The 15,300-nt window shown below is 67.0% G+C and carries 15 protein-coding genes and 6 pseudogenes; 15 read left to right on the plus strand and 6 right to left on the minus strand.

All coding sequences use genetic code 11. The features are described 5' to 3' along the window. Nucleotides 1–691, plus strand: a 691-nt coding sequence (locus ABD347_RS29645) for a hypothetical protein (protein WP_344366975.1), incomplete at its 5' end; no start/stop codon positions are given. Between the two features lie 2 nt (nt 692–693). On the opposite strand, the gene ABD347_RS29650 is transcribed toward ABD347_RS29645, so the two are convergent. Further along, on the minus strand, nt 694–897 hold the full coding sequence (locus ABD347_RS29650) for a hypothetical protein (RefSeq protein ID WP_344366977.1): 204 nt from the start codon (nt 895–897) through the stop codon (nt 694–696). 13 nt (nt 898–910) lie between these two features. Continuing rightward, nucleotides 911–1,474, minus strand: a complete 564-nt coding sequence (locus ABD347_RS29655) for a mobilome CxxCx(11)CxxC protein (protein WP_274734510.1) — start codon at nt 1,472–1,474, stop codon at nt 911–913. Nucleotides 1,475–1,628: 154 nt separating this feature from the next. On the opposite strand from ABD347_RS29655, the gene ABD347_RS29660 reads away from it, so the two are divergent. The 7 genes and pseudogenes from ABD347_RS29660 (at nt 1,629) to ABD347_RS29690 (ending at nt 6,682) form a co-directional block, all read left to right on the plus strand. After that, complete coding sequence (locus tag ABD347_RS29660; protein ID WP_344366980.1) at nt 1,629–2,129, plus strand: hypothetical protein; 501 nt, start codon at nt 1,629–1,631, stop codon at nt 2,127–2,129. Between the two features lie 78 nt (nt 2,130–2,207). Beyond that, entirely contained in the window at nt 2,208–2,525 is a 318-nt protein-coding gene (locus ABD347_RS29665; protein ID WP_344366982.1) for a hypothetical protein, read from the plus strand. A 97-nt stretch (nt 2,526–2,622) separates the two neighbouring features. Beyond that, a pseudogene (locus tag ABD347_RS29670) lies at nt 2,623–2,890 on the plus strand (transposase); the annotation flags it as partial. A 290-nt stretch (nt 2,891–3,180) separates the two neighbouring features. Further along, on the plus strand, nt 3,181–4,584 hold the full coding sequence (locus ABD347_RS29675; protein ID WP_344366984.1) for a hypothetical protein: 1,404 nt from the start codon (nt 3,181–3,183) through the stop codon (nt 4,582–4,584). A gap of 54 nt (nt 4,585–4,638) precedes the next feature. Continuing rightward, nucleotides 4,639–4,863 (plus strand): annotated as a pseudogene (locus ABD347_RS29680) (transposase); the annotation flags it as partial. A 342-nt stretch (nt 4,864–5,205) separates the two neighbouring features. Then, the gene (locus ABD347_RS29685) at nt 5,206–5,814 is read left to right on the plus strand and encodes a hypothetical protein (protein ID WP_344366986.1); all 609 of its coding nucleotides are present in this window, start codon (nt 5,206–5,208) and stop codon (nt 5,812–5,814) included. A gap of 250 nt (nt 5,815–6,064) precedes the next feature. Further along, nucleotides 6,065–6,682 (plus strand): hypothetical protein, encoded by a 618-nt coding sequence (locus tag ABD347_RS29690; RefSeq protein WP_344366988.1) that lies wholly within the window; start codon nt 6,065–6,067, stop codon nt 6,680–6,682. 225 nt (nt 6,683–6,907) lie between these two features. Here ABD347_RS29690 and ABD347_RS29695 read toward each other — a convergent pair. Then, nucleotides 6,908–7,282, minus strand: a pseudogene (locus ABD347_RS29695) (transposase); the annotation flags it as partial. Between the two features lie 146 nt (nt 7,283–7,428). On the opposite strand from ABD347_RS29695, the gene ABD347_RS29700 reads away from it, so the two are divergent. Next, nucleotides 7,429–7,947 carry an NUDIX domain-containing protein gene (locus ABD347_RS29700; protein WP_344366990.1) on the plus strand — a complete coding sequence of 173 codons (519 nt, stop codon included), beginning with the start codon at nt 7,429–7,431 and terminating at the stop codon, nt 7,945–7,947. Between the two features lie 1,839 nt (nt 7,948–9,786). On the opposite strand, the gene ABD347_RS29710 is transcribed toward ABD347_RS29700, so the two are convergent. Both ABD347_RS29710 and ABD347_RS29715 read right to left on the minus strand, forming a co-directional pair. After that, on the minus strand, nt 9,787–10,104 hold the full coding sequence (locus ABD347_RS29710) for a hypothetical protein (RefSeq protein ID WP_344366992.1): 318 nt from the start codon (nt 10,102–10,104) through the stop codon (nt 9,787–9,789). Nucleotides 10,105–10,169: 65 nt separating this feature from the next. After that, nucleotides 10,170–10,807, minus strand: a pseudogene (locus tag ABD347_RS29715) (hypothetical protein). Nucleotides 10,808–10,852: 45 nt separating this feature from the next. On the opposite strand from ABD347_RS29715, the gene ABD347_RS29720 reads away from it, so the two are divergent. Continuing rightward, nucleotides 10,853–11,670, plus strand: a protein-coding gene (locus tag ABD347_RS29720; RefSeq protein WP_344367016.1) for an IS5 family transposase whose coding sequence is annotated in 2 segments (ribosomal slippage) — nt 10,853–11,195 and nt 11,195–11,670 — 819 coding nt in all. Because the reading frame shifts where the segments join, the coding sequence is not laid out codon by codon here. A 425-nt stretch (nt 11,671–12,095) separates the two neighbouring features. Next, nucleotides 12,096–12,398 (plus strand): annotated as a pseudogene (locus tag ABD347_RS29725) (hypothetical protein). Here the strand turns inward: ABD347_RS29725 and ABD347_RS29730 are convergent. Next, nucleotides 12,377–12,508 carry a hypothetical protein gene (locus ABD347_RS29730; RefSeq protein ID WP_344367018.1) on the minus strand — a complete coding sequence of 44 codons (132 nt, stop codon included), beginning with the start codon at nt 12,506–12,508 and terminating at the stop codon, nt 12,377–12,379. The pseudogene ABD347_RS29725 and the gene ABD347_RS29730 sit on opposite strands and share 22 nt — an antisense overlap. 71 nt (nt 12,509–12,579) lie before the next feature. Between ABD347_RS29730 and ABD347_RS29735 the strand changes: the two genes are divergently transcribed. From ABD347_RS29735 to ABD347_RS30765, 4 genes and pseudogenes are all read left to right on the plus strand, one after another. Then, on the plus strand, nt 12,580–13,512 hold the full coding sequence (locus ABD347_RS29735; RefSeq protein ID WP_344366993.1) for a hypothetical protein: 933 nt from the start codon (nt 12,580–12,582) through the stop codon (nt 13,510–13,512). A gap of 29 nt (nt 13,513–13,541) precedes the next feature. Next, the gene (locus tag ABD347_RS29740; protein ID WP_344366995.1) at nt 13,542–14,204 is read left to right on the plus strand and encodes a hypothetical protein; all 663 of its coding nucleotides are present in this window, start codon (nt 13,542–13,544) and stop codon (nt 14,202–14,204) included. Then, on the plus strand, nt 14,201–14,737 hold the full coding sequence (locus ABD347_RS29745; RefSeq protein ID WP_344366996.1) for a hypothetical protein: 537 nt from the start codon (nt 14,201–14,203) through the stop codon (nt 14,735–14,737). Before ABD347_RS29740 ends, ABD347_RS29745 begins: the two co-directional genes overlap by 4 nt. A 357-nt stretch (nt 14,738–15,094) precedes the next feature. Beyond that, nucleotides 15,095–15,193 (plus strand): annotated as a pseudogene (locus ABD347_RS30765) (hypothetical protein); the annotation flags it as partial. Between the last annotated feature and the right edge of the window lie 107 nt (nt 15,194–15,300).

Below are 15,300 nucleotides of genomic sequence, written 5' to 3' on the forward strand. Positions count from 1 at the left end.
TGCTCCAACTCGCCTGCAGCATCATCTGCTTGAGGCGACTCAGAACCTCATTCTGAAACGATCAGTTAGCACGAGCCTCAGCAGGGCGGCCCGCGCGTTCGTACCTCTCACCGAGCAGGTGTTCCTTCTTGCAGCACGAGAAGAAGCCGCCAACACGACGCCGCCGATGCATGAGCTGCCGCTCGACTCGAACGACGAGCAGATGGAGTTGCGGATCACCTGGCACGACGCTCTTCAACCTGACGTGATCGTGGAGCCCGGAGAAAAGTGGAAGAAGGACGCCCCTTTACTCCTCCAGGAACTGGCGGCGGCATGCGACGGAGTAGACCTAGAAGGACCGCCCAACATCGCGCAGATCGCCCACTCCATCGTCACCACAGCACACCGGCTCTTCGCCGGCATGCCCCTTTTCGAGATAGAGGAGGAGTACCACAAGGTGACCGACGAGGACGGTCGGACCGCGGGCCCTAGCTCCTGGGACCTGTTGGGCGAGGATGTGCGCGACTACTTCAACGAGCTCCAGGCCTTTCGACGGGAAGCAAAGGAGATGCTGAAGAAGTCTGGATCATCTGACTCAGTGCCCAAGCGTCAGCAGTCCCTGACGTTTCCGACCTGCCTGGCCAGCACACGTGACCACCCGACAGTCCCCGTCCGTATACCGGTCGGGGGCTGCGGTACGACCCTTCGATAGAGCTACCGGCCGCAGCAGGGGCAGGTCTGGCTGACCGGCCCCAGGTCAACCTTGGTGATCCAGTCCCTCCGAGACTCCCGCACGATGCGGTCCTTCGTTATCAGGTCACCGTTGATGTACCGATTCACGACGGCGATGAACTCCGCCCTCTGGGCCTGAGACAGAGCTGCGAAACCCTGAACGACCGCCGCTACCTTGCTGTCCACACTGGCTCCTGAACTAGAACTTGCCGCAAACGTCGCAGTCGGTCGGGGTCATCGCCGTAGGGGTCTGCTGGCATCCCAGGCACGGCCGTTGATACTTCCGGAGCGCCGCGCGCATGCCTCTGCGGAGCTCCTTGTCCTTCACGTTCTTCTCGCCATCCCTGGCCCGCCTGGCACCGTCCTCGACGCTGAGCTTTTCGAACCGGGTGCGGAACGCTGGCAGTGCCGGAGGATCTTCTGCCAAGGACACGAACTGAGCAGCCAGCGACTCGTTCGCCACTGCGGAAGCGGAAGAGTAAGCCAGGTCCTCGGGCCAGCGCCTGACGAGGGACCAGAGGTTGATCGCGAGCTGCACCGCGGCGATAACCGCGCCAACAGCTAGAGCTGTACCCCAGAACTCGTTCCTCCCGAACGTCCCAACCAAGGCCCCAATGAGCAGCGGGACGGCCAACCCGACCCAGGTCAGCACGTCGGTCTTTCGCTTCAGATCACGAGCTCGCCTCTGAAATATGTGGCTGGTCCCATAGGCGTGTAGCGCTGCGTCCCAGCACTTACGTCGGTAGTCATCGATCCCCGCCATGCGCTGCTCTCCCCCACGCCCATTCCCCCTGGCCACCGGAAGACCAGAGGCTACGGAAGTCTACTGGGGCGTCCTGCGCTGAACGCGCCAACTCCCCCCGGCCCCCTACGGCCCGCTACCGTTCTCCCAACACCGCGCATGCCCAGGGGGGCTCATGACCGACATCAACACCGCAGCCCAGACCGAGCCCGACGAGCCTGGAAAGCCGCCCCTGCGCCAGCGCATTGCCGCCCGCTGGGACAACCTCCAACCCGCCACGAAGACCGTCGTGGTCACCGCCCTGACCGCCGCGGCTTCAGGGGCCCTCCGGGCTCTCGTGGACAGTCGTACCCCTGCGGCCGCACCGACGCCTCAAAGCGAGGTTGCGGGTGAGACCCAGGCTGGCCGCTACGACCATCTCGGCCGCCACGTCTACCTCCACAACCACGGCCATTACTACGTATGCCGCCACACGCCGTGCTCCAAGAAGGCGGACTGGACCATCCCGGGTCACGACTGCTGCGGCCGCTGTACCCCCGGCCGGACCTGCCGCAGGGAAGCGCAACGCGACTACGCCGGCCCCGGCGCCTTCGCGCACAAGTTCTGGGACACGCTCATGCACCCCGGTGTCTGCGCCACCTGCGGTGAACCGCCCGAGGTGCACCCGGAGCCGTAGCCTTACGCCCGAGGGCCGGACGGGATTGTCAGGGGTTGGTGGAAGGGTGGCCGGCAACCCCGCCCGAACGGAGACCCCATGACCGACGACGGCTTCCCCACCTACTACGAATACGCCCTCGCGCACCGGTGCAGTACCTGCGGAGCCGACCCCGGCACCATCTGCGACGCCCCCGCGAAGAAACAGGCCCTCCAGAGAATCGACGACGCCCGGGCCCTCGTCGGCAACGACCCCCGCGACCATGACCCGTTGCATCGGTTGCACGCCACCCGGCAGGACGCGGGGAGCCGGCACCGGGCGAGGGACATCGGGAAGGCCCCGTGGCCGGAGGATCGGGTGCCGGGGCAGCGGTACGACACCCTGGGACAGGTCCGCAAGTCTCGTACGGGGCGCTGAGCCTAGCGTGTAGTCGCGGCGAGCGGCGCTTCACCCTGTCGCGAGCATCACCAGGCGAGACTGGAGTCCAGGCCGCGGAAGCGGGCCGTCGGCGCCGGTGCAAAGCACACCGACGATGGCCGACGGTGGCTCCCCGGGCACCGGACTCGTCATCCCCCACCGCCGCGAGCGCGGGGCAGAGCGAACTCCCGGACTGGAAAGAGGAGCACAACAAGTCCCACAAGCAGGTCCGGGCCCGGGTCGAGCATGTCTTTGCCCGCAGGAAGACCTGGTAGATCCTCCGCGACTGCCGCCTCAAGGGCGACGACGTTCACCACGCCATGCTCGGCATCGCCCGGATGCACAACCTCGCCCTCGCCGGATAGACCTCCCAGCGGTACAGCAGCTCACCACGCCCTAGGCCACTCAGAGATCATTTACGGGACAGCCCCTAACCTTGCGCAACAACCTTTAGTGAGGAGCTGTCGTCAGGGCCCGCCGTTCCACCCACCCGCCGGCTTCGCGAGTCGTCGTCGGACGCTGGCAGTAGGCGACCGGGCACGTTAGCCGACTTCCTCGGCCCTGGGCTTCCGAGATAACCTCAAGTGCCGCAACGTAAGGGGGGCCAATGGAGCCTAGGGATAGTGCGCTTTGGGAGCTCACTCGTCCTGCAATCATGGATGCTTTGGGTAAAATCAAGGCTGCCGTAATTGCCGAAAAGAAGATCGACAAGTATTCGTCCTTCCCTGCACTGAAGTCGGTGGGTGAAGGTCAATATATCCAACTTGAATCAGACTATGGTGTGCCCAATTACGGACGACTTTTCGAGGGTCAGGGGCGTTGGAACACCAAGCCGTTCGTTTATGAGGATCTTTCTGGATATTCAGATCTTCTGTCGTACGTGAGGGCGCACTCCGTTTATGCGCCGTTTAACGGTTGGGAGGGAGATCCTTCGGATCGCTTTGGTCCACGCATGCTGGAGGCCGGCGTAGCCGATCTCGTGTTGGAGGTAGCTGCACGTCACGCACAAGTGAAAGGGTTCGAATGGGATGAATCTTATGCGCTCTCTCGGTATTTGGAGATGGAGCGTTGGTGGCAGTCTGAACCCCTCGGAATCCGGCTATGTGTCCCCATTCTGAACGTTTCCTTCCTGGATGATGTGATTCCGCTAGACTGGAATGTTACGATTCGAAGAATCACGGACCAGGAGCACCTGGAAAGGCTGTTCTCTCTAGAGCAATATAAGCGCGACTGGTGGTCGAATCGGGCGGCTACACACGCTCTTTTCATCGACGATGCGGTAACTATTACGTACCCGCGCGGGTACGGTGGGCCAGTGTGGGGGGAGTTTCCTTACGCCATTATTGATCGCGCTATGCAGGCGATCTCTGTGAAGTCGGACTTTCCTGCCGGGTATCAGCAAGTCTGTTATGAGCCGATCGGCTGGTCGTCGGGCTACAGAGCTGGGCTGGGGCAGCTTCAGAACGGATTCAGCATTGCCCGTTATTCCAAGAAGATGGACGAGCGTGCAGAAGCTCCGGCGTTCACCTTTAGTCCCGAGGCCGGTGGGGAGATTTCCCAATACTTTGTTGCGCTGGCCGACGCAAATCCGCAAGTCTCTTTGGCTGCCAGTAGACTTCAACTTGCCACATTGCGAGACGATGAGCTGGATGAAATCGTGGATTTGTGCGTGGGGATTGAGGCACTTCTAGGAGGCACTAAGGCGGGTGACACGACGTATAAAATCGGCATTCGGGGCGCCGCCATTTTGGCTCGCGAAGGCTTTGAGGACTCGGCTAAGACTGCCGGTCTCATCAAAAAGGTGTACGCGTATCGTTCGCTGATTGTGCACGGCCAGGTGAAGTATGAAAAGAAAAGGATAGTCAATCTGGGAGGTGAAGAATTTCTGGCCACTGAAATTGCAAATTATCTCCTGCGGCAACTCCTTAAGGCGATGCTGAAGGACCCTTCTTTGATCGATCAAATAGATGATGACCGAGTTGTTTTTGAGATGATCGATCAATGGGCGAAGCAGGATGCTCTCGACGACGCCCCAGAGCCGCACCAAGACCTGCGGTAAGTAGTGCAAGAGGAAATAATCCGTCGACCAGCGGGTGGGGCAGTGGCAGCACGGGGAACCGGATTGGTCATTCCATGCCGTCGGCGCAAGGGCGAAGAACTCCCGGTGTGGAAGGAGGAACACAACCGGTCGCACGAGCAGGTCAGAGCCCGCGTAGAGCACACCTTCGCGCGCATGAAAGGCTGGAAGATCCTGCGCGACTGCCGTCTCAAGGGAGACGGCGTACATCACGCCATGCTCGGCATCGCCCGTCTGCGCAACCTCGCCCTCGCCGGATAGGCGGACAGTCCAAGACCGCAGCCGCCGTCGCCTCGCCCGACCCCAAGATCGTTACGGGACAGACATTACTCAGCGTCATAGAAGTGTCCTCATCCTGGCCAACTGCCGTGACGAGAAGTGGCCAACTCCGTGAACAGCCAGGGCCCTCACCTGGGGCGTCAGCAACCCTTCTGGCCAACAAGCGTGGAAGGTCACATCGGCGCTCGCGTTGCCCCTTGTCCAGTTCCGCTACCTACGACATTCCGCCCATTTAGGCAGGGAGAGGTCTCCGTCCCGCCACGCTGCGCGACGTCCTGGGAAAAGTCGCTGCCGCACAGGGCGTGCCGCTGGGAGACTGCGGGGATGGCCACGCAGCGGCTGCCGTTCCCGGTCCCGGACGAACGCGCCCACTACTTCGTCGGCAGCTACGCCGACATGCACGACCTCGCCTGGGACCTGGTCGTGCCCGCCGGTGTTCCCGAGTCCGCGGCGACCGTCCTACGTACGGCCCGCGAGCTGCTGCGCCAGTCGTACTACTGCTACGAGCTCTCCACCGTGGCGGTCATGCACTCTCTGATCGCGGTGGAGATCGTGCTGCGCGACCGCATCCCGGACGCGGGCACCAAGCCGCTGTTCCAGATCATCAAGCAGGGTGCCGACTCGCCCGCCGGGTGCCGTCGGGCAGCCGCCGACTTCCCGGCTGTCCGCCGCTGTTTGCGGGCCGGGCCGACACCGATGGAGGGGGTCGTGTGCTGCGTCAAGAACCGGCGTCCGCTTGGTACGCGCCGGCTGCGGGCGGCTGGATCGCCTCTCAGAAGCCCCCGCCGCCGCTCCGTGGCCCCGAGGGGCCGTCACTTCTTCGCGGGCGCAGAAACGAACACGGCCCCCGCTCCGGGTACTGCCCCGGGTCGGGTGCCGGCGTCGGCACCTGAAGGTGGCCACCCGGCTCCGGGAGGGTGTCACCGTATCTAGGAGCTCGAGCGGCTCGTGGGCGGCGTCGCTGAGCTGATGACGTTGCTCTGTGGCAGGTGTCGGGGCAGGTCCTGTGGTCACGGGTAGTGCCAAGCGCAGGTACGTTAAGGCCAATTATCGACCAGAAGGTCTGTTTAGCGCCATTGGATCATCATGCGAAATATGTGGTGGTGTGTTCGCGGGTAGGTTGAGGATGTCGGCCGTGGAGCATCTGCGGTCGCGCACTTCGAGAGGTTTCCTCATGCGCTTCATGCGCACGACTGCTCTTCCCCGGACCCTTCTGGTCGCCGCGATCACCGTGGCCGGTCTCACCGCCACCCCCGCCCTGGCTTCCGCGGCGGGCTTCGCTGAGAGGGGTAGCGCCCGCTCCCTCAGCGGATTCAGCCTCCTGGGCCTTCCCGGGGCCAACGGAGCGAACGGCACGGGCACCAGTGGCGGGATCGGCGGCCTCGGCGGGACCGGCGGTGCCGCCGGCGCGAACGGAAACGGAGGCACCGGCGGCGCCGGCGGCGACGCGAGCGGCAGCGCCAGTGTCGGCGGTGCGGGCGGCGCCGGGGGCGCCGGGGGCGCCAACGGCAACGGCGGCAGCGGCGGCTTGGGTGGCGGCGCCACCCTCGGCGGCAAGGGAGGCAAGGGCGGCGTCGGCGGGGTCGGCGACGCGGGTAGCGGCATCGCCGGCGGCAAGGGCGGTAACGGTGGGGCGTCCACGGTGGGCGGTGGCCGCAAGGGCGGCACAGGCGGTGCGGGCGGTGCCGCCAGCCCGGTGTGTCCCGGCAAGCCCGGCGGCAACGGCACCGCCGCCACTTTCGATACCGACGGCACCACCGGCGCGACCGGCGCCGCCGGGAAGTCCACTCTTCCCTGCTGAACCGACCCTGCGGGGGAATGACCGGACCAACCCTGCGTGGGACAACACCCGTCCCTTACCGCCGCCCCGCCCCTGGTGAAGCAGGGGCGGGGCGGTCCGCGGCACTCCCGCGGCACAGACGCGGCGGGAGTGCGCAAGGCGCGGCCGGGAGTCGCCGGCGCCCGGGCCCCGCGCGGCTGTTCACGGGCAAGACGCCGATCCGGTGTCCGGCCGTAGCCGTTCACGTCGGTCCGCACTGGTCGGAGCGTCCGGCCGGAGCCAGTGGGTGATGTCCACCGCCAGGACCAGGCGCCCGTCGGCTGCCCGGAGCTGCGGCGGCCCGGCCAGCACCCGCCGCAGCCGCGACACGTCGATGTTCCCGCTGTTCAGCGCGTCGTACATCGCGCCATGACCGCGCCGGTGCTCGGCCGTCAGCGTGAGGTCCACTGGCGTGGTCACTGGCCCGTCCGCACACAACAGCGCATCGGTCAGCTCGAACAACGTGTCCCCGCGCGCGGTCAGGCAGTCGAAGAAGTCGTCGCGGAAGCGTGACGCTTCCGCGAACGCCTTCCCCACACCAGCTTCAGGCAGCAGACTCACCCTCACGGCCTCCGTCGTCATCAGTGCCCCTTGGCCGGAACATGATCAGACGAAGGCCGTCTCAGCGTCCGGCGAACACCCACCTGAGCAAACCCGTTCGAGAAACTGTTCGGAGATCAGCACGCACGAGTCGGGGTATCACCAGAGCAGGCGGGCATCATGTCGAGGTGGCTGCTCCCGACTCTCCACCGCTCGCCGTTGACGACCGCGGCAACGCCCTGGTCACCTTCGTCCGAGGAGCGGAAGACAAGCCGCCTGGTGATGCACCCCTGCCGGTTGCGCTGGTGGCCCTGTGGCACGGCAGCCGCGTCTTGATGGCCTTCAACCGGTTCCGGGAGACGTGGGAACTGCCAGGCGGGCGGATCGATCCCGGCGAGACTGCTCGCCAGGCAGCCGCGCGCGAGTTGCTGGAGGAAACCAGTCACGTGCCCCACGGACAACTCTGCTTCGTCGGCTTCGCGGGCTTCACCCTGGCGCCCGACGAGCGTGCCGAATACGGTGCCCTGTTCACCGGCCAGGTCGCTGACGTCTCGCCGCTATTCCAGCCCAACGACGAGATCGCGGCCATCCGATGGTGGGACCTTCGAGAGTCCTTGCCAGGACGACTCCAGCCACTGGACGCTCATCTCGCAGAGCTCAGCCGCAACGCGCTGACGAGCACCCGCCACGGCACAGCCCTAGGTTAAAGAACAAGCTCAGATGTATTGCTGGATCCACGCTTGGCCGTCGGCGGACGCGATGGCGAGACGCATGGCGCCTCGGGCGACGACCAGTTCCGTGGCCTGGATTTGGGCGACAGTGCACACGTCCCACAACTCGGGGAGGCTGTGGACCCGGGCTGTCTCCAGTGCGGTGTCCCAGTAGCAGTCGTCCGAGCGCTGCGGCCAGGAAGGAGTGCGCGCACGGCTCCCCGTCGTGGTCGTCCGCGGCGGTGACGGGGATGAAGACGCGCGCGGCGACGTCCAGTAGCAGCCGGTGCAGCTCCAGGCCCGTGTCGTCGGCGACCGCGCAGGCGGTGTCGATGTCGTCGGCCTGCAACGCCCGGATGTAGGCGAAGGCATCGGCGACGTCCTGCGGCTCCATGGGGGCGAGCGGCGCGGTGACGGTGTTCTCGGGCATGACAGCTCCTCACGTACGGGCCGCCCCGCTGATCGCGGCGACATCGAAGCCACCCTCGAACTGCGGCCCTGTGGACAGAGTCCAGCCGTCGGAGGGGGGAGAACTCTCCCCTCTCCGGGTTGATCACGATGCGGTCACGGCGGAGAGGTTCTTCAAGACCGGCGTCACACGAGAGCGGAAAACCGGACCTGTAGAAGGTGAACGGCGGGATGGGCCCGCCCCACCTTTCAGGAGCACCCTGTGGCGAGCACCGCAGACGAGCCCGAACAGCCCCTTGACCGGGGCGAACAGTCCCCCTCCGTGGACCCCTCCATCACCCCCTCCGTGCCCCGTCGCCAGGGGCCAGGCGTTTCCGCAGGTCAGGCCCGGCGGACCGGGGGCCGTCGCAGGTCCGACAACCCTCATGTCCAAAGGCGTCCTACTCACAGGAAGAACTCGACAGGGCCCCGGCGGAGGGAACTGCTGCAAGCGCTGGGGATCTTCCAGCGGGCTACGCCCGATCAGTTGTGGAAGCTGACCCGTCCGGACAACCAGCACGACAAGCTCACGCGGGACAACCTCCTGGATCTTCAGGACCACCACCTGGTGAGGATCGAGTTGGTACGGGAGGACCAGCGGCAGGTGTGGGTGCTGACCAAGCGAGGACACGGCGAGGCGAAGAAGCTGCTGGAGCCGAAGGGCATACGGGTCTCGGCGCTGCGTGAGGAGAAGTACGACCCGGACACCGGGGAGTTGCTCGGCGCCAGCTACGACGACCACTCCGCAGCGGTCACCACGACGGCAGCCGAACTCCACCGTGCCGGGATCGGGCACCGGCTCGGCTTCCAGACCGAGATCCCGCACCGGCTCGCGGACGGGTACGTGCAGCGGGCGGACCTGGTGGTGCGGGCGCCGGCGGCCGGGGTGCCGGTGATGCTGCTGGAGATCGACCGCCGCACCGAGGACGCGCATGACCTGGTCGTCAAGCTGCACCGGTACTGGGAGTGGGGCCGGTTGCTCCCGAAGGATGCGGCCAAGCTCACCGTGGACCTGGTCCGCTCCCGGCCGGGCGCGATCGAGGACGTCGACCACGAGAAGCGGCTGTGGCGGCGGGTCTACCCGCCGACCGGTCGGGAGGGCCTGGTTCCGGTGGCGTTCGTGTTCGCGGACACCACCGAGGCGAAGGTCGCCAACACGGTCGCCGTGCTGGAGGAGGCCGGCCGCCGCTACTGGGCGCCGCGCCGGTACGAGACCTACTACCGCGAGGCGGTCACGGCGAAGGACTACCGCCAGGCCGTGCCGGTCGTCGTCACCACTCTGGAGCAGCTCCAGGAGCACGGCACGGATGCGGCGGTGTGGCGGCGCCTGGGGCGAAAGGACGGACAGACTCTGACCGACGCGCTCGACAACCCCGACGGCGACGCTCTCTACCGCCGCCAGTACGCCCGCGCCGAAGCGGAGGATGAGCGGCGCCGTGCCGCTGAGCGGGAGTCGCGGCGGCCGGTGTGCAAGCGGTGCGGGCAGAAGTTCACCGACCAGCGCTGGGAGGAGACCACCGCGAGGACTGCCTGGAAGGCCGGGGACCTGTCGATGTGCGGCACCTGCCACGCCGACGACATCGCCGCAAGGAAGCAGCCGCCGAAACCGCCCGCCTCCAGACCGCCACACCACCGGAACCGGAGCCGGAGCACGACCAGGAGCCGGGCAAGCTCCGTGGCCTGTTCCGCCGCCGCGGCTGACCCCACATGGCGACGCCGCCTCTCCCTGTTGGGCCCGGGGAAGAGGCGGCGTCGACGAGCAGCGGCTCGGGTCAGGCCGTGGCGGCCTGCTTCGCCAGCGCGGCGAGCGGGGAGCGCCGGCCCTTCTCCACCGCGCGCAGCTGCTCCCAGTCGACCTCGGGGTGGGCGGGGACGATCGCGTCGACGGAGGCCGTGGTGTAGAGCGCGACGTCGACGGCCCCGGCCCGGCTGGTGCCGAAGCGGACCTCGATCGACTGCGGGGAGCGGACCCAGCCGAGCCGCACCATCCAGTCGAACCCTGCGCACCCCAAGCCGGGCGGCGGCCTGCTCGGGCCCGAGCAGGGGTGTCGGCGGCGACCAGGTCCGCCAGGTCCTCCCGCACGCAGACCTCCGCGACCTGGCCGGGGTGGTGCAGCGTCCCGTCCGGGTTCGCGCTCAGGTCGACCAGGAGGCCGCGGTCGACGAACCGGCGCACCACGAACGCCGTCACGTTCGCCTTCTCGCCGATCACGTTCGGGGTGCCGAGTGCGTCGGCGATCCGGTCGGCCGCCGCGCCGCCGGAGATCGGCGGGGAGGGCATCGCGGCCCGGATGGCGTCGGCGTCCAGCGCCTCCACAGCGGCCCGGGACCACTGGTGGGACGACGCGTCCGGGGCCGGGATCAGGCCGGTGTGCCGGGCCCACCGGAAGGCGGCTGCGGGCACCTTCAGGCGCTTAGACCGTGTCCTATGTGGTGTTCGGTCGTTGGGCTCGGCATGGGGCGGGGTACGTGGAGTTGGATTGTTCCGGACGGGCTGTGGGAGATCGCCGAGCCGCTGATCCCACCGTCGAAGACACGTCCACAGGGTGGAGGAACGCAGGACACACCTGATGAGACGCTGTTCGCGGCGATCATCTACGTGCTGGTCAGCGGCTGTTCGTGGCGTGCGTTGCCGCCGTGCTTCGGGATATCGAAGTCGACCGCGCACCGCAGATTCCTGATCTGGTCGCGGGCCGGTGTGTGGGGCCGGCTGCACGAGGAGATCCGGCACCGGCTCGACGACGCCGGCCTGCTCGACCTCTCCCGAGCGGTCCTCGATTCCGCGCATGTGAGGGCGAAAAAGGGGGCGAACTCACAGGTCCGAGCCCCGTGGACCGGGGCAAGCCGGGTTCCAAAATGCACGTCCTGTCGGACGCGAACGGACTGCCCCTCGTCGTCGGCGTCTCGGCCGCCAACACCCACGACAGCCTCGCGCTGAAGCCCATGGTCACCGGTCACCAAACGAGACACGAACCCCACCGCGGCCGCCACTTCAAGCCCCAACGCCTACACGCAGACAAGGCTTACGACATATCTCACCTGCGGAAATGGTTACGCGGCAAACGCATCGGCGTCCGCATCGCCCGCAAGGGCATCGAGTCCAGCGAACGCCTGGGCCGCCGTCGGTGGGTGATCGAGCGGACCATGTCCTGGCTGACCGGCTACCGCCGGCTCAACCACCGATACGAACGCCATCCCCGCAACTACCTGGCGTTTCTCGGCCTCGCCGCCGCCCTGTGCTGCTACAAGCGACTCGTCCGCCTCACCACATAGGACACGGTCTTAGCGGCCTGTCCCGCGTCGTACTCGGTTCGTCGCATGAGATCACCTTTCGCTCGTTCGCCGGAAGTGACGGACAGAACATGACGGAACACCCAAAACCTGTCAATACCTCCTTAAACAAGGCAAGTTGGACGCACCCCGTTAGAACTGCGCCCGCGTACGCGAAGGGAAATCACCCGTCCGGCTGGCACGGCGATGGTCCGCCGATCCGCGGTCTTGACCGGGCGCGCAGGGCGCGGGCCGGCGCGCTGATCCGTCGTGGGGTGCGCATCGGCTGGCCCGCCTGCTGCCGTCTGCCCTGCGCCTGACCCCCGCCGGGCGGGAGGACCCCTCCAGCCCCTCCCGCCCGTGGGAGGGGCTGGACTGTCGGGCGCCGCCGGCCTTCCGCCGTCAGTGGTGGCTGGGAGGCTGGCCGAATGAACGCCGATGACGAGCAGCTGCTGCGCGGCCGGGTGTAGGGCCACGACTACGACCATCCCAACCCCGGCCCGCTGCCGCACCGGACGTACGCCGCGCTGGTCGGCGGGCCGCTGGACGGCCTACTGCTCGACATCACGGGCTGGCGGCCGGAAGAGATAGACGACGGCGCAGCCCTGATGACCGAGCTGGGGCGGTGGCCCGGCGGCCGCGCCTTGTACGACCCGCGCCCTGACGACCCGCGGCCGTCCGGCGGCCCGGGTGTGGTGTGCCGCTTCCACTACTCCGGCGACACACCCTGACCGTCGGCACCGCGGTGCTCGGTCAGCTGGGCGGCGGTGTTCTCGATCCGTAGCAGCGTCCAATCGACACCGGCCCCGCCACCCGTCCGGTCCAACTTCTTCATTCCCACGGGGGAGCGGGTAGGCCATTCGTGTTGCGCGGCCCCCGGAATTGTCGGAGGCGCGCTCTACGTTCCGGGCCATGACGGATTGGATCGAGCCCTGTGCTCGTGAAACAGGACCGGCGTACTCCTCTGAGCAGGTGGAACTCGGCCGGAAGCTCGTAGCGCGTGATGATCTCCTGACGAGCGAGAAGCAGCGGACGCGTCTGGAGATCGGAGATCTCCTGCTTGACGTCGCGCCGATGGGTAACGAGGAGCCCTCCAACGGCTCCCGCGAGCTGATCAGGGCGTTCGCCGCGGACATCGGCATGACCGCCGAGATGGCCCGTGAGTACCGGGGCGTGGCCGCAGGATGTGACAGCGCGCTCAGGCAGGTGCTGGCCGAGTCCGATGTCACGGTGTCCTACTCAGTCGTCCGCGAGGCTGCTCTGGGGTTCTCCTTGCCGAAGGAGACCCGGGAGGCTGAGAACGCGCTTGGGAGGGAGGAGCGCGCGCGACGGCGCCAGGACCGCTGGGAGATTCTGCTGCGGATGCTTCAGGAGCCCGGCCGCCGTCGTGTGACGGCGCAGGAGTTCCGCGCAGCGATCGGTGCGCGGCCGATTCCGAACTCGGCCTCCGCGATGACCGCCGAGAAGATCGTGGCACAGCTCGACCGTCCCGACGTCAGGTCGGCGGTGATGGCGAGCGTGATGGAGCCGGCGTTCCTCGTAGAGGCGTTCGCGGCCGATCCGATGGTGGAGCTGAAGATCCGCGACAGTCTCGCCCAGGTGGCCCAGGTGACCGGCAACAGGGAGAGCGCTTCTGTCCCCGAGGAGACCGACGAGCGGCTGGTCCTGCAGTTCCGGCGCCGGGTGAACTTGCTGTACGGCCTGGTTGAGATGCACCCCGAGCAGATCATCAACATCGCCGACGAGGACATGCTCAACGACTTGGAGAAGGCGTGTGAGGGCGTTGTGCACTGGGCGCAGCGGCTGCACTCGGCCCGGACGTCCGGACAGGCGGGTGTGCGGTGACCGCCTCGCGCCTCAACTCACTGTCGGTTGTGACCCGTCAGTGGATCACGGACAACTACGGCTCGCTGTTCGCGCAGCACAGTGACAAGAACCGGCGGACCGGCGAGTTCATGGACCTCATGCTCGACGCGGTCCAGGCGGGCGAGCTGCCCGCGATCGAGTACTTCAAAGTCGTCTTCGGCCCCGTCCTCGGGGCACTGGACCATGACCTGATGGTCCGCTTCGCGCACAGCGGCCCCGATACACCACCTGCCGGGGGAGGCGGCACGAAGGAACCCGGCGGGGCGACGCCGCCGATTCCGGGACTCTGCGGCGGCGGAACGGTGCCCGGCCTCGCCGGCGGCGGCTGCGGCACCGGGACCGGCGGGGAGGCCGGCATCCCCGGGCAGCGCTCGTTCCTGCCCGCCGACCTGGTACACGCCCGCATCGTGGAGGTGACCAAACAGCTCCTCGCCATCAAGGCCAACCAGAAACACCTGCGCCAGCAGGAGAAGGACAGCCGGGAGTTCCGCAAGATCCTCGCGGGCCAGTACAAGGAACTGGAGAACCAGCTCCACGCTCTCCAGCGGGCTCAGGAGCGCATCAAGGAGAACCCCAAGATCGGGCTGGACGCACTGGCCGCGATGGGTATCGGCGCCGCGGAACTGGGCATGAGCGAGGCCGATCTGGAGACCCTGGCGGGAGCGGTATGAACCTCCCCCTCATCTACTCCTCGACCCAGTGGCACGACTACTGGAAGCTCATGGTGCCGGCGTCCCAACGCGAACAGCGGCGCGGAAACCACATCGCCGACCTGATCGCGGCCGACGGATGTGTGGTGGAGATCCAGCACGCGAGCATGTCCCCGACGAAGATCATGGGACGCGAACTGGACCATGGCCACATGGTGTGGATCTGGGACGGCCGCTCCGCTTACGCATCCGGCGCCCTTTTGCTGACCGCCTTCGCCGACGGCATCGTGAGCTTCCGGTGGAAGAACCAGCGCCGCAACCTCCGTACGTGCCGACGCCCGTACTTCCTGGATCTCTGGATGCTGGGGAAATCCGGGGAACGGGTGCTGCTGAAGGTCGACATCCTCAACGAGGACGGAACGGGCTCCGGGCAGCTGGTCACCCACGACATCATGCGGCTGTGGATCGTCTCCGGCCTCCCCCGCCGTCCCCTCGCTGAGCTCCCCGAGGGCTCCGGCATCCCGTCGGTGAAGTTCGCCGCGGCAGTCGCGTAGCACGACCGCCCACCTGCCCAGCGACGTCGAGCCTGGCGAGATCTCGGACACCAGTAACAGGACACGGGCCTCGCCGCCTGCGACGCCCCGCTCCTGAGCCGCCCCGCACGTGCTCCTGCACGGGTGGGGCGGCTTCGTGGGCAGCACAGGCCCGGCGGACAGAAACCGGCCGCGACTGTCAGAGGCGGGATTCATACTGGCTGATTAGCCACATCGCGCGGTCGCACCTGTCCCGTCTGGCACAGGCCCCCACGCTGCGCGGATCACACAAGGGCAACGTGGCCCTTGGAGGGGAGTGCCATGCTGGTGACGTCCGTGGAGATCGAGACGTTCCGCAACATCACGAACAAGCAGACCATGGTGGTCGACCCCGAGGTCACGTGCCTGATCGGCAAGAACGAGTCGGGCAAGACGACAGTCCTGAAGGCCTTGCACCGGCTGAACCCGGCCAACAACGCCGACGACTTCCACGTCACCACCGACTACCCGCGGCGGAACCTGGCCAAGGACCGGCGCATGAAGGACCTCGACACGGTCGCCCCCATGACGGCCTTCTTCAAGCT

This window comes from Streptomyces gobitricini (genome assembly GCF_039532985.1).
Taxonomy (GTDB): Bacteria; Actinomycetota; Actinomycetes; order Streptomycetales; family Streptomycetaceae; genus Streptomyces; species Streptomyces gobitricini.

Coding starts and splice junctions, on each gene's coding strand:
- ABD347_RS29655 (WP_274734510.1), bottom strand. CDS start 1,474: ATGGCGGGGATCGATGACTACCGACGTAAGTGCTGGGACGCAGCGCTA.
- ABD347_RS29660 (WP_344366980.1), top strand. CDS start 1,629: ATGACCGACATCAACACCGCAGCCCAGACCGAGCCCGACGAGCCTGGA.
- ABD347_RS29665 (WP_344366982.1), top strand. CDS start 2,208: ATGACCGACGACGGCTTCCCCACCTACTACGAATACGCCCTCGCGCAC.
- ABD347_RS29675 (WP_344366984.1), top strand. CDS start 3,181: ATGGATGCTTTGGGTAAAATCAAGGCTGCCGTAATTGCCGAAAAGAAG.
- ABD347_RS29685 (WP_344366986.1), top strand. CDS start 5,206: ATGGCCACGCAGCGGCTGCCGTTCCCGGTCCCGGACGAACGCGCCCAC.
- ABD347_RS29690 (WP_344366988.1), top strand. CDS start 6,065: ATGCGCACGACTGCTCTTCCCCGGACCCTTCTGGTCGCCGCGATCACC.
- ABD347_RS29735 (WP_344366993.1), top strand. CDS start 12,580: ATGACGGATTGGATCGAGCCCTGTGCTCGTGAAACAGGACCGGCGTAC.
- ABD347_RS29745 (WP_344366996.1), top strand. CDS start 14,201: ATGAACCTCCCCCTCATCTACTCCTCGACCCAGTGGCACGACTACTGG.